Here is a 24,418-nt window from a genome sequence, read left to right as displayed (position 1 = left end):
TTTCACCCTTCTGAAATGCCAACAGTTGTATATTGCTTGTCACCGACTGTCGCCATGTAAAGACGATAGCGGCCTTGGTGTCCAATGAAGAAGATCGTAACTTTGGCACTCCATGGGCCGTAAACGATAATACGAGCCGGAGTACCTTCAACGACTGTTTCCTTAGTGGAAGTAGGTTCGATTTCTAACAGATGACGGCTGTGTTCATACTTATCTGCACCAAGTTCCTTTGCCAAAGAACGCATTCGAAGCTGAAAATCTTCTGGAGAAGTTTTGCTCCATCCATCAATCCATTTCTGACGGTTTCTGGTTTCATTTGCTTCTTGCATATTGCTAACGTTCCCGGACGTAAGAATTGCAAACTCTGCTATCAACTGCACCATTTGATCCTCAGAGGGTGTCTCGTCTTTATTCTCAGGGGACGGTTCATTCTCAGCATAATCACCTCCAGAAGTTGCGTTAGATGAAATGCTTGAATTAGATGATCTCTCAGTGATAAGACCTGCAATCCCACAAAGACCACAGCAGGCGATGAAAAATGCCCCTGAGCTCCCACAGAACAACCACAGTATTTTTCTGCGAGGGCTGATAGCTGAGAACGTATCGAAGATTCCATGCTTTTCGTTTTGCCTTTGAGATGCACCCTGTGACTCATGATCATCAAACCTGACTTCTTGTGCATCAGGTAAAGGTGGAATAGAACGAAACAGTGATTTGATAGTTTTGGCTTTAACCCAATTTTGCATACCCGCTCGCCACACGAGAGTCTCTGGTTGGATTTTTCCAGTGGAAGCTAACTGCTTTAATGTTGCAGAATCGATTGGTCCTTGACGCTCACTCCCTTGGCTGAAATACCATTCACGTGCCATTGCTATCACCTTAATCATTCAAGAAGTTTTTAATCCGAAACGTGAGGTCAAACCAAGAAGTACCATCTACTCGGATGTCGCTTTATGAAATGCGGAGAGCTCCCGGTTATGCACCGTGGGCGTGCAGCTACCATCATCAATAACTGAAAGTTGTAGAGAGATGAATGTGACTGGAGAGTCGACTGTGGATTTAAGATTGTGGAGTGGAAGCAGGAAGAGCAGGGAGGAGAAGAAGTGGACGAGTGCCATTCTTTGCGTGAGTGATTTTGCCATCTGCGGTGACCCTTTAGAAGAAATTACTGTGCGATAAATCGTCTCAGCATCTCTTTCGGGTGTCAGCAACGACAAGAAAAGAGGGAGCGTCAAACCAAGACCGCTCTCTCGACCCCGACCAAGGGGTATACAAGAACAGCACAAGGCCGACGCCCCCCGTTCGGGGAGCGTTCGTCCAAGTACTGCCTCTTGTATTGAAGGAACCACATAGTGGTTCAGGTTGGTCGTTTCGAGAGAAGCAGAACTGACGTTCGCACGTCGTATCAAATTGTCAAAATATGGCCTCAAGAGGCCGTCTAAATATCTCCTAATAGTTTTGTAAGTTGGGCTTCGATCTAAAGACGAAGCACTGTACTTATATTACAGTCGAGTTAGACTACAATCCACTCCAATGAGGGGAATTTCTCTCTATCAAATCTTCGATCACGACCTCAAGAGAGATAATTATGTTTTCAGTTCTTTAAAGACTGGCTCATAGAGAGAGTGTATTTTTCTCAATGCGTCATGCAGTAATCCAAATGGACGATCTGCGTAAATGTTAAGAAGATCATCGTTCGTTGGATTGCCATGACAGAGCATTAGGCTCGCTACTTCGCCACCAAATTTTTTGCGAAGTTCATTTGAGACCGTTTTTCTGATTGACTTGAAGGGGTACCGTGGAAAATTATCAATTCGTCTTCCGACTTTCGTAACTACTCCAATTTTTCTTGTACTTTTGGTCGCTTTACCGTTCCACCACGTGTTGATGGCTGACTGTGGAGCTTTCCATGATTCGTTATACATGGGATTTCCACGACCATTGACACAAATGAGATTCGCCCCCAATTTTTGAGCTCTGTCTATCGCTAATTTTACATAACGGACTGTTTCAGGCCACAAGTACCATTCACCATACACGCCAGTTTTGGGCCGATTGAAATGAAGCCAAGAATCTTGATTACTTGATTCAATGCCTAGTGTTTCAGCGTATGGATGGGGAGTGTCGAATACGAATCTGTCAAGAGTAACTCTGCCAACTTCACTATGAGCGAACGAGCAATTAAGGCATAGTAATATAATGGCTTTCTGGAAATCATCACATTCTTTAATAAGTTCCGCCAACTGAGTAGGTGTGTAAGTATCGATTGTGACAGCGGAATTTTGTTTCTCAGACGGAAACACAACCACTTTGCGATTGATCTTGTCGACCCCTTTGGGTTTTTCCCATCTGTATTTAGATGTATCAAGCCAATCCAAAAATCGAAAGATCTGTTTGATGATACCTTGGGCGTGATCGATGGAGCAGCGATTCTGATATTTTGAGGGAGGACGGTTTCTCCAGATTCCGACGATTTCGTCAATCTGTTGGAGTGATAGCTCTGCTAAAGTTAAATGTCCAAACTGTTCATTCACTTGTTTTATCAATCGAACTCTATTGAGGGAGCCGAGTGACAGAGAGCCATTTTCGAGTCTCTGTCCTGTGGTTTCTATATTTGTTATGTAAGCGAGTATTGCATCTTCGAGTTTTGAAAAGTCAGTTTTAAGTGGATCATCTGACAGGCGAATTTTCTCTGAGAGAGGCCCAAATTCACTTTTGTATCGAGAAAGTACATTTGAAACTGCTTCTTGGACATCTTCGGAAAGCATTTCTCGTAAGACTTTTTTGCCGTATTGAATTTGTTCCTCATCGTCAAACTTTATGGAGACTCCATATGTTTCAGACATTTCATTGAGAATGGATACTTCCAACGCAGCTTCATAGTCATTGCTTGTTGAGTCATTGGAAAAAACGGTCCAATGAACTGGCTGGTCTTTAGCAACGGCTTCGGCAAATTGTAAGACTATCTGGTCCCAATAATCCTGCCCATATCTTTTGCATTGATGGTCGTATATGGATTGGATTCTAGCCCGCTTGGCTTCTGCCTCTATTTTTGAGGTCCCCAGATTAAAGCGTTTCTGAGTTTGACGTTTGGAATCGATATACCCGATGCGAGGTCGATATCGACCCGCTGAATCTGGTTTCATTTCCTTTTTGCGGGTAACAGACATTTTTGCCTTTCGCGTGCTTATCGGCCACTTTAGGTTGCTTTATCGGCCATTTTATCGGCCACAGAGAGGGGGGCCAAGAGTAGATAATTTTGTAAGCACGTGAAAAAACACGGCTTACAAAAATGTAGGCCGTGTTTAATATACACCCGAAGGGATTCGAACCCCTAACCCCCGGTTCCGAAGACCGGTGCTCTATCCAGTTGAGCTACGGGTGCAGATCTGATGGATTAGACCAGATAATCGCGACACAGGTTACTGACAAAAACGGAAAGTTTCTCTTTCCGGCTGTCGTATCTGTGATGATTCAGATGCAACCTGTTGTCTCAGTTTATGTTACTGAAATGTGATCTGGTTGCAACTGTCGCAGGAACGCATTCTAGCAATCCCAGCATAAAAAACAAGCCGCTGGCGCGATCACAGGTGATGGTACTCAGAATGGATCTCGTCATTGTGACAGATAATGCTTGACGCTCAAAGCAGGGCAGCAGGCTCTCCTAAATACAGATCAATTCAGCGCCGCCTGGCTTCTACTGCTTGACTAACCTCGTCGATTCCGTTGAGATAGTACTAATTACGTAAGAAAGTTAAGTTGTGCTTTCTCAGTGATTTCCTGCAATCTGATCGTGAGGATCAACGTTGTCGTTTGGGTCCTCAGTCCTGCAATCCGCTTTTCTGTTCAAGAGAGGTCCTGCCTGCCATGATGAGTTTACAACGAATGGTTCTGTTTTTAATGCTGACATTTACACTCAGTTTTCAGCTGAATTATCGCCCGGTTTCAGCAGGAGCGGCAGAGCCGAAACTGGCTGGTGCACGACCTGTGATCCACGCAATCAATTACTCCACAATTCAGGAAGCCATTGATGCGGTTCCTGCTGAGGGGGGGATTGTGATGCTGCCTCCCGGTAAATTTGAAATTGATAAACCGCTTGTGATTACCAGTGGAGATTTTACTCTGGTCGGTGCAGGGGGAGCAACGCATATCCATAACAAGAATGAAGAGGGCCTGGATGCAATTCAGATCCATCCCCCGGCTGATATGAAACTGCCTGACGGGAAAAAAGACCCGAAGCCCCGTATCTGGCGTGTGCAGTTGCAGAACTTTCGTGTGACCGGAAATGAAAAGAGTGGACGGGGTATCAATGCCAAGTGGGTGCAGGAAATCTATATCCATGGAGTTACCAGCAGCTACCACGGCGGTGATGGGATCTTTCTGGACTTCTGTTTTGAAGATCCCCGCGTTTCAGACTGTCTGATCACATACAACAAGGCTGTTGGTCTGAACCTGCTCGGCTGCCATGATATTGTTGTTTCAGCCAATCACTTTGAAGAGAACCAGGATGCCCTGCGCTGCGATGATGGTTTTAACCTGTGTATGAGCGGAAATAATCTGGATGACCACCTGCGGCATGGCGTGATCATTGAGAATACCTATGGCTCTATTGTCAGCGCCAACATGATTGAAGAATGTAACGGGAGTGCCATCATCCTCGACCGGGAATGCTACGGCATTACGATGTCTGCGAACGTGATCGCGCATAACGGAAAAGGGATTATTCTCAAAGATGCGCATGGCTGTGCTGTGAGTGCGAATACCTTCACACTGCTCGCAGAAGATGCATTGTGGATTGGTCCTCAGTCCGGCCGGATTACAGTGACAGGCAATAACTTCTCCAACAGTTACATTGGAAAAGGAATGGTCAAACGCCGCACCAATGACCTTAAAGCTGCTGGTCTGACACTGGATAAGACTCGGGGAATTACTGTTTCCGGCAACCTGTTCTCTTCAGTGCGTCCCAAGGCAGTGGAAGTGATCGAACCAACGACCCATGTGATCTTCGGGAATAACCTGCTGATCGATGTTGAATCAGACCACAAACTGCTGAAAGAATCGATTGTGGAACATGTTCTTGAAGCGGCTGCAGAGCCAGTGAAGCCGGAATCCAAGTAGTCGTCTATTTCAATGGCAAATGTAATCTGCGAGAAACTTCTGTAGAAAGGCGGATCAGAAATGCTGCGGATAAGTGGATGGATGATGTGTCTGTGGGGATGTCTCTCCGGGTTACAGGCGGCAGAACAGCAGTCTGAGACAGAACAGGCTGCTCCCGTTTATCGGGAGCACCTGGATCTGTCTTACTATCTGGATCAGAATAATGAGAAACAGTCGGTCAAAAACTGGAACGACTGGCAAACTCGGAGACAGCACATCCTGTCTAATATGCAGACGGTGATGGGCGAAGTGCCCCAGCCGAAGCAACCTGTGCCCCAGGAGATGAAAGTGCTGGAAGAGACCGATCTGGGCAGGGTGAAGCGACTGAAAATCTCGTATCACACCGACGATCTGCAGCAGCGGGTCAAAGCATATCTGTTTATTCCTCCGGGTGCCTCTGCCGAGCATCGAGTGCCTGCCATTCTCTGCCTGCATCAGACGAATTCGCAGATCGGAAAAGAGGAACCGGCGGGGATTCGGGGACTGCCCAATCTGAAGTATGCGATCGAACTGGCAGAGCGGGGTTATGTCACACTCGCCCCCGATTACCCTTCGTTCGGTGAGTATCCGTATGACTTCAAGGCGCATCCCGAATACCGTAGTGGGACCATGAAGGCGATCTATGACAATATGCGGTCCATTGATCTGTTGCAGTCACTGGATTATGTCAACGCGGATCAGATCGGTTGTGTGGGACATTCGCTGGGGGGGCATAATACGATGTTTACCGCGGCCTTTGATACTCGTATCAAGGCCCTGGTATCAAGCTGTGGCTTCACCCGTTTCCATAAGTACTACGGCGGAAAGCTGAAAGGCTGGACCAGTGACCGCTATATGCCGTTGATCAACAGTAAATACCAGAATGATCCGAATCAGGTTCCCTTTGATTTCACCGAGATCGTGGCCAGCTTTGCGCCGCGGGCTTTTCTGGCATGTGCTCCTGTGAGCGACAGTAATTTTGAGGTCTCGGGGGTGAAAGATGTGATTCGGATTGCGCAACCGGTCTATCAGTTATCAGGACACCCAGAGAATCTGCAGGCCACATACCCTGAGGCACAGCACGATTTTCCACCCACGACGCGTGAAACCGCTTACCAGTTTTTTGATCGGCATCTCAAAAAATAGAGGTGTACCGAAGCGATTCAATCTTCTCGAAACTGATCTTTTTCAGGCCAGTTTTCGATCTGGTTGATCCAGCGATGCATGGGGGCATCGATCAGGTTTGATAGTCGTTTCTGGTCGGCACCCTGGTGGGTATTGAATAGGATGGCCCAGTTGATTCGATCCAGTCGTCTGACGAGTAAGGTTGAAGTGCCATCCAGGGCTCCCATATGCCAGTGGTTTGCATTGCCCGCTGTGTCGATCGGCCGCACCATCCAACCACAGGCATAATAGGCAACTTTGGGGACGCCATCCTCTGTGAAGCCCGCACTCCCTTCAGGACGGGCAAACATCTGGGAAAGGGCAGGAGCCTGCAGGATCGGGCATTCATCCGGCAGGTTGAACGCAGTTGCGAAGCGTACCAGGTCCGGGGCTGAAGAAATCCAGCCTCCGTGTGAGTCCATTGCTTCCAGGTACCAGGCACCATACGGACGCGGCACTTCGGAGAGCGTATTATTCGAATAGACTGTACTACCAACATTGCCGCTGTAATATTTGACCTCATTGGGACGTCGGTTGATGAGCAGTGTCCTGCCGAGCTCTGTGTGTTTCATACCCAGTGGCTGGCAGATCGTCTGCTGCACATATTCTGCGTAAGGCTTTCCCGTTACTTCTTCGATCACTCGACCCAGCAGGCAGTAGCCAAAATTGGAGTAGGCATACTTTTCACCAGGGGCAAAATCGAGCGGTTTCTGTACCATGATGCGAATTACATCGTCCGCTTCAGCGGGAGGCTGCTTGCCCAGTTGTCTGGCGAAAGCAACCGAACGAAACATGGGGTCAAAGGAGGCATCCCGGTCCCAGCCTCCTGTATGATTCAGCAGATTCTGAATCGTAATATCTTTCAGACGCGAATCGACTTCTGGAGCTGCCAGCTCCTTCTGGTAATCTTTCAAGACTGAAAAGACCTTCGTGTCCAGCTGCAATTTTCCCTGTTCGATGAGCTTCATGATGGCTACGGCTGTGATAGGCTTGGAGAGGCTGGCAATCCGAAACTGGCTGTCTGGCTGGACCTTTTTCTTTTGCTCAACATCGGCGTAACCAAAACCGCGAGCGTAAACGAGACGACCACGATAGCTGACCGCGACAGATGCACCCGGGGGATGGTGTTCGAGCAGGAACTCTTTGATTGACTGGTCCAGTGAAGCGAATTCCGGCTGTTCCAGACCGGTGACCGGTATGTCAGCGGCGGTCTGCCAGCGGATCGGTGAGGGAGTCATGCGAGATCTCTGCTCCGGTTTTCTCCAGATGGCGTTGAAAAAAGTCTTGCCGTTTACCTGGTAGCCATCCAGATAAGACAGCTCCAGATTCTCGGTTCTGCGTTGCTTGTCGACTTCCTCTAATTGACTGGCAGTAGAATGAAATCGTGCCTGCCAGATCGGGCCAGAAACTTTGGACCAGAGGGCATGGTAAAAGGGAGTGTTACCAATACTGAACCCGCAGAGTTCTTCCAGGCGATAACCACGCGCTATAAACTCGTCGTAGGTCTGAGGAAAACTGTCTGCGGGGACATTACATTCTGCTTCCCAGGCGTTTGCCTGCTGTTTAACCCAGATCCCCGCATGGGAGGCTTTATTGCGGAGAGCGAATCCATCCAGGGAAAGCGGACTATACCCCTTTTCTTTCAGTGTCTCCAGAGTTTCCTTGAGCTCGGCATCATCGAGGGAATGTTTCAAAATGAAATCGGGAGCGGCCCCCTTTTCCCAGATGACAGCATAACGGGCAGAGCCTCTTAGTTCACACCCGCTGATATCCATGGGTTGAAACCCATCTGCAGCATATTCTTCTAATTTCTGATTCAGCTGACCGATCGTCAGCCCGTGATGCGCTTTCCAGTCTCGCTGACCAGCACGGGGGACGGCGATTGCTGCAAATTCGATGGATCGCTGTCCTGGAAAAACACTGACTTCAGCAAGAGCCAGATCCTGCTTCCCGAGACCTGAAACAAAACGCTGGTACTCTACCGCAGACATTTTCAGTTCAAAAGTTGTCTCGGCAGCCCGCAGTAAGCTGGTTGTAAAACAGAGCAGGAGCAGCAGAAAGATTCTCAAAGGCATGGGTTTTACCATTCGAAAGCTGGCGGATAATGATGTGAACTCTTTCGATGATAAAGGGACCAGCGAAGCTGGTTCAAGCAGATTCTAATCCCGGAGGCTGATTTTAACTGAAAGGCTATGTAAACTGGTTGTCTGGTCTCACTCAGAACCGAATGAAAACAGAATCCGGAAAGGGCGTTGCTTTGAATTATCTAAAGATGGGAATCGGTCTGCTCTGTACGTTGAGCATCGTCTCTGAGGTTTTATTCGCAGGGGATCCAATCTTGATCGCGCATCGGGGGCTGCTGCGCCATGCTCCCGAAAATACGCTCCCCGCGTTTTCAACGTGCCTGGATCTCGGGCTGGGCATTGAACTGGATATTCGAACGACAAAAGATGGAGAACTGGTCATCATTCACGATGACAGTCTGCAGCGAACAACTGACGGAGGCAAACGTTCCATCAGAGACATCATCTGGGCCGAGGCTCAACAGCTCGATGCTGGAAAGTGGTTTGATCCTGCTTTCGCAGAGACACGGATTCCCACTCTGGAAGAGACTCTGAAGCTGATCAGGGATCGCAAACGGGGCGAGACTGTGATCGCCTTGAACATCAAGCAGCTGAATCCGAAAGGCGAACATAAACTGATTCAACTGCTGGAGAAGTATGATCTGTTCGGCGATTGTTTTGGCTTCGATCAGAGTGCTGATATGAGTCAGCGTCTGAAAAAGTTGAATCCAAAGTTTCGCGTTGGACAAAATGTCAGCCGGAAGAATCTGGAAGCTCGTCTCAGTGAGGGAAAACTGGATGTTTTTCTGCTGACGTTTGTTCCCGAAAAGTCAGAAGTCGACTCTCTCAAACAGCAGGGCAAACAGGTGCTGTTTAATTTTGGTGGAGCAGGGGAGGCCCGTCGGAATCCAAAAGTCTGGAATCAGATCCGTGCGGCTGGAGTGGAAGGCATGCTGACCGATTATCCATTGGAGTGCCGTCGCATCTGGAGAGAAGCAGATTCGGGTTCCTGATTCGAATCTGCTTCAGATACATCGATCGGTTCTATTTCTGAGCGAAGGCATGCGAGATCAGATCATGATCGAAAACTTCCGGGACTTCATCCTCTGCAGCGTAGAGGTAGATGGCTGCGATAACGATCGAATGGCAGGCGGAGGAAACCAGGGATGCCAGCAGAATACCGAAAATGGCGACTCCTATCAGAGCTCCACCGAGGGCGACACTTCCTGAACTGATTAAGAAGCCTCCACCCACAATCATTGCAATCAGCGGGATCATGACCAGGAACATGATCATGCCGATCCCGAAGTTGGCGACCAGTGATTCGCCCCAGGTCTCGCGCAGAATTCCGACAGAGCGTTTAATTGACTCAAAGGGGTTTTTCCGTTCGACTACCAGGACGGGGATCACGAAATAAGTCGTAATCGACCAGGCCATTCCGAGCAGGCCGGCGACAAACTGTCCCAGTCTCTCAGAGCGGGACTCGATCATCTTGATGATGAAACCTACGGTCGCACTGACCAGAGCCCAACCGGCGATTTGCGGCAGGCGGTTGAGGGCGGAATTAAAACCATCGCCGATCCCTGGATTGCCCCCCTTCAGTCGAATGATGGCACAGGACATCAGGGCCGAGTTGAAAAAGATCATCACGAAGTAATTTACGAAATAGAAGGCAAACAGAATCACATAAGCGACAGGATCCTGTGGGGCCTGTTGATCGTTCATGATGACATCAACATATTTACTGTTCCACAGAGGCAGGGCAAAGCTGGCCAGTACCAGCAGACAGGAAATGCCACTCATGATGGGAAACAGCAGCAATTCTTTATCCAGCATTAAGACGTGAAAACTCTGTTTTGAGAGCGCCCATCCGTTTGAGATGCGGGTAAACATGATCGTGAATCCTCCTGATGATCTGGCTGGCAATACAGTGCGACGCTGTCATAAACTCTTGCATTCGTGGCAACTTCCCCAGAGTTATAACAGATTGCAGCGCGCGGACATAATCGAATCTGATGATTCTCACAGATTATTCATCGGTCGGCAGAGTCAGTAGCAGTGCAACGGTGGCCCAACTGGCCGCAGTGACTGAGATGAACTGGTCTTTCCCGTGCGGATAGCCGGTTTCGAAGTAAGTCTGGAATGGATTGGCACGCGATTTCACATACCACGAGCCATCCGGGAGCTGAGTCTCGAGCAGGTATTTTATGCCGCGTTGAATACTCACATCGTTTGCCTTCCGTTGTCCCGAACGTAAAAGGGCCACCAGCACGGTTCCTGTCGCGTAGGCGTCGCTGGTCATCTCGGGGAGTTGTGACCAGCCCCCATCGGAATTCTGCAACTGTGTCAGTTCCCGGGCCGCCGTTTGAATTTGTGACTCTTCAACGCTTAATTCCAGGAAGGCTCTTAACTGAAAGACTCTTTCTTCGGTGGAAGCCGGTTTGAGTTTCAGGAACCAGTCGCGGCTTTGAGCGAGACGTTCCTGGATCCGGGGTTGTTGTTCCTTGGTTCCAAAATTTCTCAGTGCCCGGATCACGAAATAGCTGGTATTGGTATCGCTGGACATGGACGGAGGCCGCGTAGAATTACGCAGCCAGTGATCGCGGGAGCGGTTGCGTTCCAGCAGATACCCGGTGACGGCTGCTGTGACTTCATCCGGTTTCCTACCTGCCAGCTCCAGTGTCCAGAGGGAGAAGCTGGCCATGTCAGGACCGCCTCCCTGACCTTGTCCCGCCTGATATTTTTCCAGCCCCCGCTTGAGGGCAGCTGCTGTGTGATCGACCTGTCTTTGAAAAATGGTCTGATCAATTTTGAATCCCCGCGGCTGTGCCTCACTGAATACCAGGACGGCCAGGGCCTGATTATGACAGGTGAAACAGGTTCGTTCACGGGCTGAACCGGCGGCTGCTTTTTCGATGAGGGGGATGGAACGGGAAATGGCTGATCGAACCCGAGCCGGATCGGGAGCGGTTTCACCGGCTGGCGATAAGAGTGCGAGATTCAGAATGAGACAGCAGACGCATGCCTGCAGAATCGAGTAGTACATGCTGCTCCTTCACAGGAAACGGACTTCAATCGTGTACTGCTCGATTGTAGCAGTCATGGCGATGCCGTTTCCAGCAGTTTCTCTTTACGAGAGAGCTTCCCGTAGAACCGGTTCATTTCGCGGGCGCTTCTGCAGGGCGAGGGGCCCGACTGGGGCATTCGATATGCTCCTGCAGTAAACCGAGTCCGATGATCTTTCCAGCTTTGCGTCTGAGAATCGGGGCAAGCAGCCCGGCGATTTTCCGTAACGGCCAGGAAATTGAGATCGGTTTACCGGGGACACTGCTACCACCGAACAGTCGTTGGTGTGCGAAGACCTGCAGACGCTGCATATGGAGTGCCGGTGGTTCACGCCGCTGTTGTACCCGCTTCAGATCTGACAGAGTCAGGGTTCCATTATAGAGCGGATCCGCCAGGATGTTGGCTGCTGCGACCGCATCCTGCACTGCGAGATTGACGCCAACACCTCCTACAGGGGACATCGCATGGGCTGCGTCTCCAATGAACAGCAGCCCCGGACGAGCCCAGTTGGTAATATGATTCAGCTGTACGGTCAGCAGACGGACCTTATCCCACGAGTCGATGTCGTTGATGCCATCAGAGAGGGCGGGCAGTATATCGACGACCCGTTTGCGAAAGGCTTCGAGGCCTTCCTGCTTCAAGTCATCGAAGGAACCTTTGTGAATGATCATCCCGGTCTGGAAGTAGTCTCCCCGGTCGATGGTGATTAACATTCTCCCATCTCGAATGCGGGCCAGTGTGTTGTCGGTGACTTCGCCTGCTTTGCTGACCCGGAACCAGAGTACGTCGATGGGAATTCCTTTTTCGACGATTTCGACACCTGCTTCGTGGCGCATGTCCGAGCCTCGACCGTCGGCACCGACGACAAGATCGGCTTTGATTTCATATTCTCCATTCACTCCTTCCACCTTGACGCCCACGACCTGGTCTCCGTCAAAGATCAGACCGGTGGCTTTCGACTGCATGTGTACCTGGAAGTTGGGGAATTCAGCGGCATGCCGGGCCAGCATATTCAGGAAATCCCACTGTGGTGCAAAGGTGATGAATTTGCATTGGGTCGGCAGGTGTGTGAAGTAAGGCCCTTCGACATCCTGGCCTTCAAAATTGAGTTTCAGAGATTCGAAGTGTTTGTCCGCGATGCCCAGGAATTCATCGAGCAGGCCCAGTTCATGCATCAGCTCCAGTGTAGAAGGATGAATGGTGTCGCCACGAAAGTCACGCAGAAAGTCTTTGTGTTTTTCCAGTACGATGACTTCCACGCCGGCCCGCCCCAGCAGATAGCCGAGAAATAATCCCGCTGGCCCTCCGCCTACAACACAGCAGCGAGTTGTAATAGAAGCACCGCTTGCCGGTGGTTGAAACTCATCCATGGCCCGTAACCTACTGTAAAAAGAATTGCATCCTGGCGGTAATACTGAGCGCGAAGCAGATTTAAGTTGTGTTTTGATCTGAATCTGACGGCGGTTGTTCGATCGCCTGATTCTGTGGGGGCTGTGAATCTGACACTGGTTTCCGTTTAAAGCTTCGGCGGGAGATGATCACAATGACGAAGAGAATCATCAGACTGCCGATGACTTGAGCATAACCTTCCATATTTCGTCTCGTCTTTCGCAGCTGAAGAGTGATTATTTATAAGATACGCTTTTGCCTGATCAGAATCACAACCGACCGTGCCTGCACATCGTAGGTTGCTGCGGAAACCGGCTTCAGGGACTCTGGTTCCAGCACATCTTCCGGGCTGGGCAGGGCCGTGTCGACCACTCGCTGCCATTCTCCGGGAGTTCCTTCATGGATTCCAAAAATGCAGGTGTTGGTGGCAGCATTGATCATGACATACAAATCGACGTCCGCTTCACTCTGACCATGCAGACAGAACGCCAGCGTTTTCGCGGCAGGCGTCAGATCGACATAGCGTGTAACTCCATACCATTTTACATCTTCTCTCCAGAAATGGGAACGGCAGACCGTTGAGTGCCGTTTTCGGAAAGCGATCATCAGTTTGACGAAACGAAAGAAATCCTGGTGCGTCTCGAGTCGATCCCAGTCGAGCCAGGTCGTTTCGTTGTCTTGGTTGTACGGGTTGTTGTTGCCGCCCTGGGTCTGCAGGAATTCGTCACCCATACGAAACATGGGCGAGCCGTTAGAGACCATCAACAGCGCAAACAGGTTTTTGGCCTGCTGCTTTCTAAGCTGTTCGACTTCGGGAGGTGCGTCTCCGCCTTCCCAGCCGCTGTTCCAGCTGTAATCGTTGGTGCCATCGGTATTGTTGTGACCGTTGGCCCAGTTCTGTTTGCTGTTATACGAGACCAGATCATACAGGGTGAAGCCGTCATGCGAAGTGATATAGTTGACGCTCTGATAAGGTCGCAGGGCGTGCAGGCAGTCATCGGGAAACAGGTCACAACTGCCGTAGATGCGAGTCATGAGGTCCGCGACTTTTCCGGCATCCCCCCGCACGAACTGTTGCACGGTATCTCGGTAGGCGGCATTCCATTGCATCCAGCGATGACCGGGAAAACGGGAGCCGAGCTGAAACTCTCCCGTTGCATCCCAGGGTTCTGCGATGAAACGGCGGTCGGTCAGGGTGTTGTCTGAACCAATCTGTCCAATCGTGGTCGGGTTCGATTCGTCGATGCTTCCATCCAGTCGGCGGGTGAGGATGCTGGCCAGATCAAAACGGAATCCGTCTACATGCATCTCCTTAACCCAGTAGTGCATGCTGTCGACGATCATTTTGCGGACGGCCCGGTTGGCGGTATGCAGCGTGTTGCCCGATCCCGAATAATTGGCGAACGGATCTTGGGGATTATTGGTCAGTGTGTAATAAGTGGTGTTGTCGATCCCTTTGAAACTGTAGGTGGGGCCCTGTTCGTTTCCCTCGCCAGTATGGTTGTAAACCACATCCAGAATGACTTCGATGCCGGCCGTGTGCAGGGCTTTGACCATTTCACAAAATTCGATGTGGCGTTCGCAGGTGTCGTCTGATTTGCAGTACGCATCATGCGGAGCGAAGAAGCCCAGGGGCATGTATCCCCAGTAATTACCATCGTCGTCGTCGAACTGATAGACGGGCATCAGTTCAACCGCGGTCACTCCCAGTTCCAGCAGATACGGGATTTTTTCAATCACGCCCGCGAACGTCCCCCGGGCATCAGCCGAGACTCCAGAGTTCTCACGTATGGTAAACCCCTTGACGTGCATCTCGTAGATGACCAGGTCAGAAGTGTGATGGATATGCTGGTCGTCATCCCAGTTAAAGGCGCACTCAATCGACTGTAATACCGAGAGCGGGGCATGTCCGATGTTGGAGCCCGGCAGGCAGGCCCGCTGACGATCAAACAGGGGGGGGAAGAAAAGGTTGTGGGAATAGGGGTCAAACAGCAGCTTATCTGGATCAAAGGCATGCCAGTCATATATGCCATCCGGCGAGGGGCCGTCCATCTGGTAGGCGTAATATTTTGCGGATTTGATCTTTTCTTTGGGAATCCGGCAGTGCCAGATTTCAGCCGACTTATTCCGCAGATAGTCGAACGCAAATTCGAAGACCGGTTCGAACAGATTGTCCTCGGTGAAGAACAGCAGCTTCACCTGTTCGGCGTGTTTCGAATAGATGGCGAAGTTGTAAGCGTTCTCTGCAGGAACCCAGGTTTCTCCCAGATGTACGGGAGAGCCTTCTCTTTTATCCCAGTGGTCCATCGTGCGATCTCCGGATCGAATCAGTGTGGGGTTTACTAATCAGGGCAACCAGGTCTCGTAATATCTGAGGTAGTGCCAGTCCGCCGGGCGCTGCCAGGTACTTGGGAGTCCAGACCGGATCGAATTTTTCTTTGTAGCTGCGCAGACCTTCAAAGCGGTAGAAATGATCGCCATAGCGGAAGATCAAGTTTGCCGTCCGGTTCCAGACGGGGGACAGCGGACGACTTTCGATCCCGGAAAGGGGAGCCATGCCGAAATTGAACCAGGCATAACCTTCAGTCTGTCCCCAGAGCATCAGTTTCACAAACAGATATTCCATCACACCCGGGGGCGCTGTCTGATCGTAACGCATCAAATCGGCTGAGAGTTCTTCTTTGTCAGCGCCTTCCAGAATATTGGTGAAAGCAATGATCGTTCCCCGTTGTTTCACTACAGCAATCGGGAACTGCGACAGATAGGTTTCGTCAAAGTAACCGAGGGAAAACCCTTTTTCCTTCGTACTCTTAGACTGCAGCCAGTCATCAGAGATCCGCTTCAGTTCCGGAAGGATGGCAGGAACCTGCTCCCTGGGGATGATGGTGAATTCACATTCTGCCTGTTCACAGTGATTGATCGCCTGACGGAGCTTTCGTCGTTTACCACCGGAGAGTTCAAACTCGGTTAAAGGGACCCGTGCCTCTTCCCCCAGTTTGAGGATGGTCAGTCCCTGGTCGAGATAAATCGAGAGGTTTTCCGGTCTGATCTGGTAGAAGACGGGCCAGCCATCGTAGAGGTCCACGAGTTCGCGAAACTGCCAGACCAGTTCGGCCCGGTCCGCTTCGGCCCCGACTGGATCTCCCAGGCTGATCCAGGACCGTTTCTGGATGCCATACATAATGAACGCCGTCTGCTGTGGATTGAACAGCAGGGATTTATCTCCCAGTAATGCCAGCCGTGTAGACGTGACTGGTGAAGCTGTCACGAGTTGCCTGACCAGTGCCAGTTCGTCCGTGGTCGGCGGGTGTGCCTGGGGACGCTGGGCGGAGGTTAATTTCGCAAAGGAGAAGAGCAACACTACTGAGATCGCGCCGATGCTGCCCCGCATAAAACGTGAAGCGTCCCCCTTGATTGTAAACGCCCACCAGAGTTCGTGGGAATATTCGATGTTCCGATAGGCAAACAGTCCGAGCCAGAGGGAACAGAGGACGATGCTCAGGATGGTAGCCGCCCAGGGAAGACTGAAGCGGTCGTGAATCAGGGTTCCCTTGCGATAATACTGTCGTCGGCTGAGGAGCAGGGCCAGTAGAATGATGCCGAGCAGAATCGCTTCTTCATAGTCGAAGCCTTTCAGCAGAGAGACCAGGATCCCCAGGCTGAGTAGGCCGGTAATCAGCCACCAGGCCGAATCGAGTCGCCGCTGGAGTCCCCGGGCCAGGACCAGCAGGGCCGCACCAATCAGGCTCCCCAGGAAGTGTGAAATCTCGACCAGGGGCAGAGGGAGCGTTTGCTGCAGGTATCCCAGGCGGGCTGTGACGATGGGCGTAGCACCAGAAAAGAGCAGGACTGCCCCCGCCAGCAGCGTGCACCAGGAAAGAATCAGGGGGGCGATTGCCGCCGACCAGCGATTCGCCTGCTGCAGCGTACGTTGTGCCAGGCCGCGATTGAGGGAGAGCTCATGAAGGCCCATTAAAATTACGGCGAAAAACAGGGGGATCAGGTAGTAAATCACCCGAAAGACCAGTAACCCCGCCAGGATTTGAGCCGAGGAAGGGGAGGCGACGAGTGTGAGAATTACCAGTTCAAAGACGCCGACTCCTCCTGGTACATGGGAAAGTACCACCGTCACTGTTGCCATCAGGAAGATACCCAGAAACTCGCCGTAGCCAATGGTGAGGTTATGCGCGAGCAGGGTATACACGATCGCGGCAACCAGTAGCAGGTCTCCCGCCGAGACGGCCAGCTGTAATAAGGTCATCCTGGTGCTGGGCAGACGTAGTTCAATGCCTTTGACCCGGATGGGTGATTTGCGGATAAGTGTCAGCGAGGCATAAACAATCGCAACAGCCAGTAAAATTCCTCCCAGTGGTTGAACACTGGAAAAGGGAAGGTGTAACGATGCGGGGATCGGGAAAGGACGGGAAAGAAAAACGACCCCGGCCAGCGCAAACACGCCGACCCAGTAGGTCGTTCCCAGCATGAGTATCAGCTGCAGGATTTCCATCGCCGTCAGACCCCAGGCGGAATAGAGTCGATAGCGAACCGAGGTTCCTCCCAGCAGGGCGCCGAAATTGTAGCTGGTGACAAAACCGGTAAAGGAAGCCAGCGAGATTTTCCCCAGAGAAAGTGGATGCTGAATGGCCCGGACTGCCAGGTAGTCATAACCGATCAGCAAGACGTAATTGAGAACTGTCAAGCCCCCGGCTGCCCAGAGTCGCCAGGCGGGAATCTGCTCCACAGCCGAGCGGATATCGTGGATGTTGTAATGTTTCAGCTCCCTGACCAGCAGCCAGATGGCTCCCACAAAGATGGTAATCACCAGCAACGGAGCGAGTTGTTTAAGGCGATGCAGCATCAAGGGGTCTTATTCACGGGGGCTGATATCACGGTCTGAACAATGTCAATTTTTGGCTTAAAGGCCTTTCGACAGAACGACAGATGAGAATATTTTTATCTATCCTGGCGTCATGGTCGTAGTGAGTCAGAGAATTACTCCGTTACAGTGAACGGCTCATGAATTTTCTCGAAGAGATCATAGATTATACGTGCATTATTGAATAGACAGGAATAGAATAAAACCAGGCGCTGTTGGTTGCTGAACAGCGGGTAAACTCTCTCACAATCTAAGCAAACGCGAACTCCTTTCTGAAAGACATCAGGATGAATCTCTCTCCGCACCTGGCCCGCTGGGGGCTCTTTTTCTCTGTGTTATCTGCCGGTCTGCTGCTGGACTGTTCTGTATCGTCTGCGCAATATCAGCGGACCCTCGTCTCTGGTGAAGCGGAGGCTGTTGAGAAAGCACCCGCTGCTGAAACCAGGTCAAAACCATCGGCGGCCGAACAGGCCATTCGCAAAGTCGCGGTGGAGTTCAAGAAAGCATTTGACGCGGGGAATGCAGAGAAAGTCGCTTCCTTCTGGGCACCGGAAGGGGAATATGTGGAAGCCAGCGGCATGCGACTGGTAGGCCGCCCGGCGATTCAGAAAGCATATGCAGCGTACTTCAAAGCGAACCAAAAGGCACAAATTCAGATCTCGGTTGATTCCGTTCGCCAGATCGGTGATGACCTGGCAATTGAAGAGGGCCGCACCATGGTGGCAGTTCCCGAAGGGGCTACAGACTACAGTCAATATACCGCGACCCACGTCAGGCAGAATGGGAAGTGGAAAATGGTCAGCGTGAAGGAATCGAATCTGATTCCCCCGGCGACGCAGGTCAACCTGAAGGATCTGGAATGGCTCATCGGCAGCTGGGAAGCTGAGGATGTGGGGGTGACACTCAAGACCGTCTATCGCTGGATGCCGGGCAACAAATTTATCGAACGCACTTTTACTGCACAGACCCTGTCCGGCGATAAGCCGCAAGTGATGGGCACTCAGATCATCGGCGTGGACCCGCTTACGGGGGACATCATGTCCTGGACCTTCAACACCGATGGCAGTCATGCGATTGGAATCTGGGCTCCCGTGGAAAATGGATGGGTGATTGAATCGCGGGGCGTGACTGCAGACGGCATGCTGACCAGTGCCAACAATGTCATCACCAAAATCGATAAAAACGGCTGCCGCTGGCAATCTGTGAATCGAACAGTGAATGGTGCGGAACTGCCCGATGCACTCGAGGTTGTTTCCCGACGACAATAGGCTCGATACGGCACTTCGATTTAAGACAATTAAACTTTTTAGTTGAGGATAAATGGTATGAGAATTTTTATCAGTCTCATCGCAGTTACAGCCCTGAGTTTCGTGTCGGCTGATCTGTCGGTTGCCTGGGCCCGCGGATTTGGTGGCGGTGGTTTCCATGGTGGTGGTGGAGGCGGTTTTCGCGGCGGCGGAGGTGGTGGCTTCGGAGGCGGAGGCGGCTTTGGTGGAGGTGCCCGTAATTTCAGCGGCGGTAACTTCGGTGGAGGCAATTTCGGGGGCGGCGGTCGAAACTTCAATGGTGGTAATTTTGGCGGTGGCAATTTAGGTGGCGGTAATTTTGATGGCAGCCGCTTCTCGAATTACGGAAGTCGCTTCGATCAACCTGGCCGCTTCAACGATAAAACCGGCTTCGACTCTAATTTCATGAACTCGGTCCGTTCGGGTGACCGGATGAATGGCGATAACCTGAACCGCTTCAACAACGGACAGTTCAACCGGGGTAACCTGAATCAATTGAACGGTGGCCGTGGTCTGCGTAACGATGGTTCGCTCAATATGAGTAACATGAATTTCAATCAGCGACCGACGCGTCAGGGCCTGGATAATTTTCTGGGGCTCCCTTCAGACGCCGGTCATAACGCAGTCACCAACTCGCATCCTCAGGTGCAGGACTTTACCGGCCGCAACACTGTGAACAACTCGATTGCTAACGGCTCTGGTTCCGGTAACGTCTATCACGGACCAAATGGTGGAATCGCCGGTGAAGGCAGCTATACCGGGCCGCGGGGAAATACTATTTCAGGCGGTGGAGCGATTGGTCCTGACGGTGGTCATGCCGCGGGCGGAAGCATTACGGGTAACAATGGTGGTTCTGCTACCGGCGGTCGCGTTGTCGGCCCCGGTGGAGCATCCGCGGCCGGCGGGAGAGTCGTTGGCCCCGATGGGGGCAGTGCTGCTGGCGGGCGCGTTGTCGGTCGTGATGGCGGCTCCGCTGCAGGCGGCCGGGTTGTCGGTCCCAATGGTGGTGGTGCCGCGGGCGGTGTTGTCCGTCGTCCTGGCGGAGGTGGTACCGCAGGTGGTATCGTCCATGGACCGAATGGCGGTTATGCTGCCGGCTTCGTGCATGTGCCTCCTTCGACACGTTACTATCACGGTGCTGTGATTCGTGGCGGTTTTTATGGCTGGGGAATGTATTATCCCGGCTGGTACGCTGCTCACCCCGGTGTCTGGTATGCTCCCGGCTGGCCGGCTGGCTACGCCTGGACGGTCTGTACCTGGGGGGCGATGATGGACTGGTTTGCCTGGTCGAACATGCAGCCGGTCTACTATGATTACGGGAATAACGTGGTCTACCAGGACAACAGCGTCTACGTCAATAATCAGGATGTGGGAACCGCTGAAGAGTACACTCAGCAGGCCAGCCAACTGGCTCAGGCCGGTGCTTCTGCGGACGTCAGTGACCAGGGGAAATGGATGCCGTTAGGGGTCTTCGCACTCTCACCGACGGGGGAAACCAAGTCGGACAATGTAGTCGAACTGGCTGTGAACAAGGATGGAATTCTGAGAGGGAATTTCACCGATACCAAGACCAAGAAGACACAGCAGATTCAGGGCTCGGTTGATAAAAAGACTCAGCGGGCAGCCTGGACTGTCGGCGACGATAAAAACACGGTCTACGACACGGGGATCTATAATCTCACCAAAGACGAAGCCCCCTGCTGGTTCACATTGGCAAGGAAAAGACCGAGCAATGGCTGATGGTTCGTCTGGATCAGAAAGATAAGAACACCGACGGGAGCAGCACCTCTACTTCAGGGAACTAACTGTCGATGTTGGATTCTGTATGAATAACCTGCAACCGAACTGGTCAACCTGGCCAGTTCGGTTTTTTGATGCGCTGGATTGGGAAAGACTACGGTTTCTGTAGCGGTGCCAGGTAATCGATGCGGTAATCCTGAGGGAAGGGGAGTACGAAGTTTTCCTGTGCCCACTGATCCCACTTTCGGGCAAGTTGCTGAACCCGTTCCGGTTCCGCTTTCGCCAGATCGTTCAGCTCGGTCCGGTCGCGGGAGACATCATACAGTTCCCAGGGTCCACCCCGGGTGGCGGCCAGTTTCCAGCGTCCCTCGCGAATCGCCCGGTTTCCCTGGTGTTCGAAGTAGAGTGTCCGTTCGGATTGAGGTTCCCCCTGAAGTAACGGCAGCAGACTGCGTCCCGGCAGGGGAATCGTCGGTATATTATCCCAGCTTTCCGGATATGCGACCTGGGCTGCCTCCAGCAGGGTGGGGACAATGTCGATAATGTGTGCGGGCGTGGCGATGATTTTGCCGGACTGCTTCACACCAGCAGGCCAGTGGACGATCCCTGGAGAGGCGATGCCTCCTTCGTGATTATAATGCTTGTAGAGACGCCAGGGGGTGTTGGAGGCATTAGCCCAGCCGGAACCGACACTGTGATGTGTATCCAGGCCACCCATGCGATCAAGCTGATCGCCCCAGTAGAGTGTGTTGTTGCGACTGGAACGGATATCAAAGCCAAACGGATCCCATTCTGCACAGGCTCCGTTATCTGACGTGAAGATGATCAACGTGTTCTCCAACTCGTTGTTCTGACGCAGGCTGGTTAAGACGCGTCCCACATTCTGATCCAGACGGTCGACCATCGCAGCAAAGATTGCCATTCGGCGTGCCAGATCCCCGCGGCGGTCAGTCGGCAGTGAATCCCAGGCCGGGTTGACCCGTGCTTCGGCCTCTCCCCAGTCCCAGTAACGGGATCGCGGCGAGAGTTTTGTTTCTTCAGGTACGATCCCCAGCTTTTTCATACGTGTCAGTCGTTGTTGTCGGATCTGATCCCAGCCGATGTGGTAGCGATCTGCGTATTTCTCGATTTCCTTTTTCGGGGCATGCAGTGGGAAGTGCGGTGCGTTGAAAGCGAGGTAGAGGAACCAGGGTTGATCGGGATTGCGTCGCCCCATCCGCATGAAGTCAATGGCATAGTCTCCCAGGGCATCTGTCCCGTAGAACTCTCCCTTAGGATAAGTATGCGTATCGCGGGTCGCGGGGAGACGGGTGAAATGGTCGACGTCCCAGAACGTTTTGGCGCTGACCAGCGTCCCATAAAATTCTTCAAAGCCGTGCTTGGTCGGATCTTCTGTTCCGAGGTGCCACTTACCAGAGAGAAACGTGCGGTAGCCACCCTGCTGTAAAATCTGGGCGATCGTGATCGCCTGATCGTCGAGATGTCCCTGGTAACCACGCTGATTCAGATTCCGAGTCATGTGTCCCAGTCCGACGCGATGCGGGTATTGCCCGGTCATGATCGATCCGCGAGAAGGACAGCAGCGTCCCGTGTTGTAGAACTGAGTCAGCCGCACCCCCTCTTTTGCCAGCGAGTCGAGTTGCGGTGTTTCAATTTCACCACCAAAGCAGCCAAGGTCGGAATATCCCAGATCGTCGGCAACAATCAGCAGGATATTTGGCCGCTGGGCTGCGGACAGAGGATCCAGGGGGAGCAGCAGTGTCAGCAGCAGACAGGTCAAGCCGAACAGAGACTGGCTAATTCGTTCCAGGGGAGCAGAGGGCATAATGATTCTTTCTGTTGAGCGTCTTAAGAATGTTCGGAAGCCGGGATCCCGACTTTTCTCAGCTTAACCACTCCTCGGGCTGGCTTCCAGAATCAGTTGCCGATTCGTGGGGAATTACGGTTAGTGGACTTCTGGATAAATGAGTGTTGCCTGGAATCATCATATTTCTGAATCCGTGTTTGACAAGGTATATGCGTAAGCTAGGATAGGGTAAATACGTTGAGTGCGGCGATTGTTTGATTGCCCTCAGGTCGAGAAGCTCAGCAATCAGAAATATCATGTGTCTCGTACATATTTTGAGATAAAGGGTTACCAAGATGAATCTGCAGAAGTCTATAACGAGCAAGGGCTTGCTTTGTCTTCTCACACTCTTTTTGATCGTGAACTACGAATCACAGGCGCAGGAATCTGCTCCCAATGCTGCTCCCCAAAGTATTGATCCGAATCTGTCTCCCCGCCAGAAGTATGCTGCTCTGATGAGTGAAGCACACAAAGCGCGATTGAATCAGCATTATTCGAAGTATTACAAAGCGACCCTGGGGGTTGTTGCCACAGATGCTTCCGGTCCTCTGGCCGCTCATCTGACAAATGGTGCACCCGACTGGTGGACTGGTGTCGGAACGAACCTGGATGGCAATCCGGGGTATGGTGTGGTCATCATGCATGTCGCTCCCGGCTCACCTGCCGACAAAGCAGGGCTGATGAAATACGACATCATTCTTTCGTTCGGCAAGCATCGTCTGGCTTCCGTACGTCAGTTGAACGCTCTTCTGGCCAAGGCACAGCCGGGGCAGAACGTGACCCTCTCTGTAATCCAGGTGGGAGAAAAAGGCGCTGTCAGCAAAGTCAATGTGACACTGGGTTGGGCCGAGCGGATCAACGCTCCTGCTGGTGGAAATCCTCCACGGACTTTCACTCCCCAGTTTCCGAATGCTGCCAACTTTGGTAACGATGATGAATATCTTGCCAATCCCAAAGCACCCATGCAGTATCAGTATGCGGCTCCTTATGAGTACGCTCCCAAGCTGAACTCTTCGATGCCCATGGACTTCGAAGGCAGCCTCTCTGATAAGTAAGCGAATTAAGCTTAATCGAAAAAATTCACAGGCGATGTTCACCTTGGGCATCGCCTGTTTTCGTGCCGGTCTGCAGAAACTTGTCTGAACCGGACCTTCACATCGAATTCGATTAGCCACTTCAGAGAGACTATGAGGATCAGAGCGCGAGATTCACCAACGGATTTGTCCAGCGTTTTCGTGAATAAAGACAAATTCAAAGCCGGAAATCGCTGAATTCAGGCGGCTTTACTGGCGATCACACTCAAAGTCCTGTAAAATCGAACGATATTGACCCCTTGAATAACGCAATGGAGGCGATGCAGCGAAGTGAGGAAGACACTGCAGAGCAAGAAAAAACAAAAATCTGATCCCGCAGTCATCGGTTGGCGTGAATGGATCAGTCTTCCAGATCTGGGAATTGGCCTGATCAAAGCCAAAGTTGATACGGGAGCACGTTCCTCATCGTTGCATGCTTATGACCTGCATCGGTTTGAGCGAGATCAGGAGGAATGGATTCGCTTCAAGGTACACCCTGTCCAGCGCCGGACACACGAAGTCGTCGAAGCTGAGGCCCGCATCTTCGAATATCGCTCGGTTCGCAGTTCCAGTGGCAAGGCAACCATGCGACCTGTCATTGTGACCAATATCGAACTTCTCGGCTTCAACTGGCCCGTGGAACTGACGCTGGCCAATCGGGATGAAATGGGCTTCCGAATGCTGCTCGGACGCGAGGCGTTCCGTCAGCGTTTTTTTGTGGATGCGGGTAAATCTTACTATGGCGGTAAGCCTCCTCGAGAGAAACGAACCTGAGTGCA

16 protein-coding genes and 1 tRNA gene are annotated in these 24,418 nt (G+C 51.8%); 7 read left to right on the top strand and 10 right to left on the bottom strand.

What is annotated here, in order from left to right:
- Positions 1–2 precede the first annotated feature (2 nt).
- From F1728_RS06470 to F1728_RS06460, 3 genes are all read right to left on the bottom strand, one after another.
- Positions 3–869 (bottom strand): DUF4339 domain-containing protein, encoded by an 867-nt coding sequence (locus tag F1728_RS06470; protein ID WP_194242708.1) that lies wholly within the window; start codon positions 867–869, stop codon positions 3–5.
- A gap of 717 nt (positions 870–1,586) precedes the next feature.
- Positions 1,587–3,170: a hypothetical protein gene (locus F1728_RS06465; protein ID WP_155363407.1), complete on the bottom strand. Its 1,584-nt coding sequence runs from the start codon at positions 3,168–3,170 to the stop codon at positions 1,587–1,589.
- 141 nt (positions 3,171–3,311) lie between these two features.
- Positions 3,312–3,385 (bottom strand) — tRNA-Arg (locus tag F1728_RS06460).
- Between the two features lie 482 nt (positions 3,386–3,867).
- Between F1728_RS06460 and F1728_RS06455 the strand changes: the two genes are divergently transcribed.
- A complete protein-coding gene (locus tag F1728_RS06455; protein WP_155363406.1) occupies positions 3,868–5,118 on the top strand; it encodes a right-handed parallel beta-helix repeat-containing protein in 1,251 nt (416 codons plus the stop codon).
- 60 nt (positions 5,119–5,178) lie between these two features.
- Complete coding sequence (locus tag F1728_RS06450; RefSeq protein WP_228030533.1) at positions 5,179–6,282, top strand: alpha/beta hydrolase; 1,104 nt, start codon at positions 5,179–5,181, stop codon at positions 6,280–6,282.
- 17 nt (positions 6,283–6,299) lie between these two features.
- On the opposite strand, the gene F1728_RS06445 is transcribed toward F1728_RS06450, so the two are convergent.
- Positions 6,300–8,375 carry a serine hydrolase gene (locus tag F1728_RS06445; RefSeq protein ID WP_194242707.1) on the bottom strand — a complete coding sequence of 692 codons (2,076 nt, stop codon included), beginning with the start codon at positions 8,373–8,375 and terminating at the stop codon, positions 6,300–6,302.
- A gap of 152 nt (positions 8,376–8,527) precedes the next feature.
- On the opposite strand from F1728_RS06445, the gene F1728_RS06440 reads away from it, so the two are divergent.
- On the top strand, positions 8,528–9,376 hold the full coding sequence (locus F1728_RS06440; RefSeq protein WP_155363404.1) for a glycerophosphodiester phosphodiesterase: 849 nt from the start codon (positions 8,528–8,530) through the stop codon (positions 9,374–9,376).
- A 31-nt stretch (positions 9,377–9,407) separates the two neighbouring features.
- On the opposite strand, the gene F1728_RS06435 is transcribed toward F1728_RS06440, so the two are convergent.
- The 5 genes from F1728_RS06435 to mprF all read right to left on the bottom strand — a co-directional run bounded on the left by F1728_RS06435 (position 9,408) and on the right by mprF (position 17,676).
- The gene (locus tag F1728_RS06435; RefSeq protein ID WP_155363403.1) at positions 9,408–10,256 is read right to left on the bottom strand and encodes a DUF6159 family protein; all 849 of its coding nucleotides are present in this window, start codon (positions 10,254–10,256) and stop codon (positions 9,408–9,410) included.
- A gap of 136 nt (positions 10,257–10,392) precedes the next feature.
- Entirely contained in the window at positions 10,393–11,409 is a 1,017-nt protein-coding gene (locus tag F1728_RS06430; protein ID WP_155363402.1) for a prenyltransferase/squalene oxidase repeat-containing protein, read from the bottom strand.
- Between the two features lie 112 nt (positions 11,410–11,521).
- Positions 11,522–12,799, bottom strand: coding sequence for an FAD-dependent oxidoreductase (locus F1728_RS06425; protein WP_155363401.1), 1,278 nt, complete (start codon positions 12,797–12,799; stop codon positions 11,522–11,524).
- 259 nt (positions 12,800–13,058) lie between these two features.
- Entirely contained in the window at positions 13,059–15,125 is a 2,067-nt protein-coding gene (locus F1728_RS06420; RefSeq protein WP_155363400.1) for a glycogen debranching protein, read from the bottom strand.
- The gene (gene mprF / locus F1728_RS06415; protein ID WP_155363399.1) at positions 15,109–17,676 is read right to left on the bottom strand and encodes a bifunctional lysylphosphatidylglycerol flippase/synthetase MprF; all 2,568 of its coding nucleotides are present in this window, start codon (positions 17,674–17,676) and stop codon (positions 15,109–15,111) included. The genes F1728_RS06420 and mprF overlap by 17 nt, the downstream gene beginning before the upstream one ends.
- A 305-nt stretch (positions 17,677–17,981) precedes the next feature.
- On the opposite strand from mprF, the gene F1728_RS06410 reads away from it, so the two are divergent.
- On the top strand, positions 17,982–18,962 hold the full coding sequence (locus F1728_RS06410) for a YybH family protein (protein ID WP_155363398.1): 981 nt from the start codon (positions 17,982–17,984) through the stop codon (positions 18,960–18,962).
- Between the two features lie 57 nt (positions 18,963–19,019).
- Positions 19,020–20,720, top strand: a complete 1,701-nt coding sequence (locus tag F1728_RS31200; protein WP_194242706.1) for a protocadherin — start codon at positions 19,020–19,022, stop codon at positions 20,718–20,720.
- A gap of 154 nt (positions 20,721–20,874) precedes the next feature.
- Here F1728_RS31200 and F1728_RS06400 read toward each other — a convergent pair whose 3' ends face one another.
- Positions 20,875–22,545, bottom strand: coding sequence for an arylsulfatase (locus F1728_RS06400; RefSeq protein ID WP_155363397.1), 1,671 nt, complete (start codon positions 22,543–22,545; stop codon positions 20,875–20,877).
- Between the two features lie 317 nt (positions 22,546–22,862).
- On the opposite strand from F1728_RS06400, the gene F1728_RS06395 reads away from it, so the two are divergent.
- Together F1728_RS06395 and F1728_RS06390 are read left to right on the top strand one after the other, a co-directional pair.
- Positions 22,863–23,621: a PDZ domain-containing protein gene (locus F1728_RS06395; protein WP_155363396.1), complete on the top strand. Its 759-nt coding sequence runs from the start codon at positions 22,863–22,865 to the stop codon at positions 23,619–23,621.
- Positions 23,622–23,930: 309 nt separating this feature from the next.
- Entirely contained in the window at positions 23,931–24,413 is a 483-nt protein-coding gene (locus F1728_RS06390; protein WP_228030532.1) for an ATP-dependent zinc protease family protein, read from the top strand.
- Positions 24,414–24,418: the final 5 nt, after the last annotated feature.

This window comes from Gimesia benthica (assembly GCF_009720525.1).
GTDB classification, from domain to species: Bacteria; Planctomycetota; Planctomycetia; order Planctomycetales; family Planctomycetaceae; genus Gimesia; species Gimesia benthica.
The sequence above is the reverse complement of the archived record's forward strand: the minus strand, read 5'-3'. Positions and strand labels throughout refer to the sequence as shown.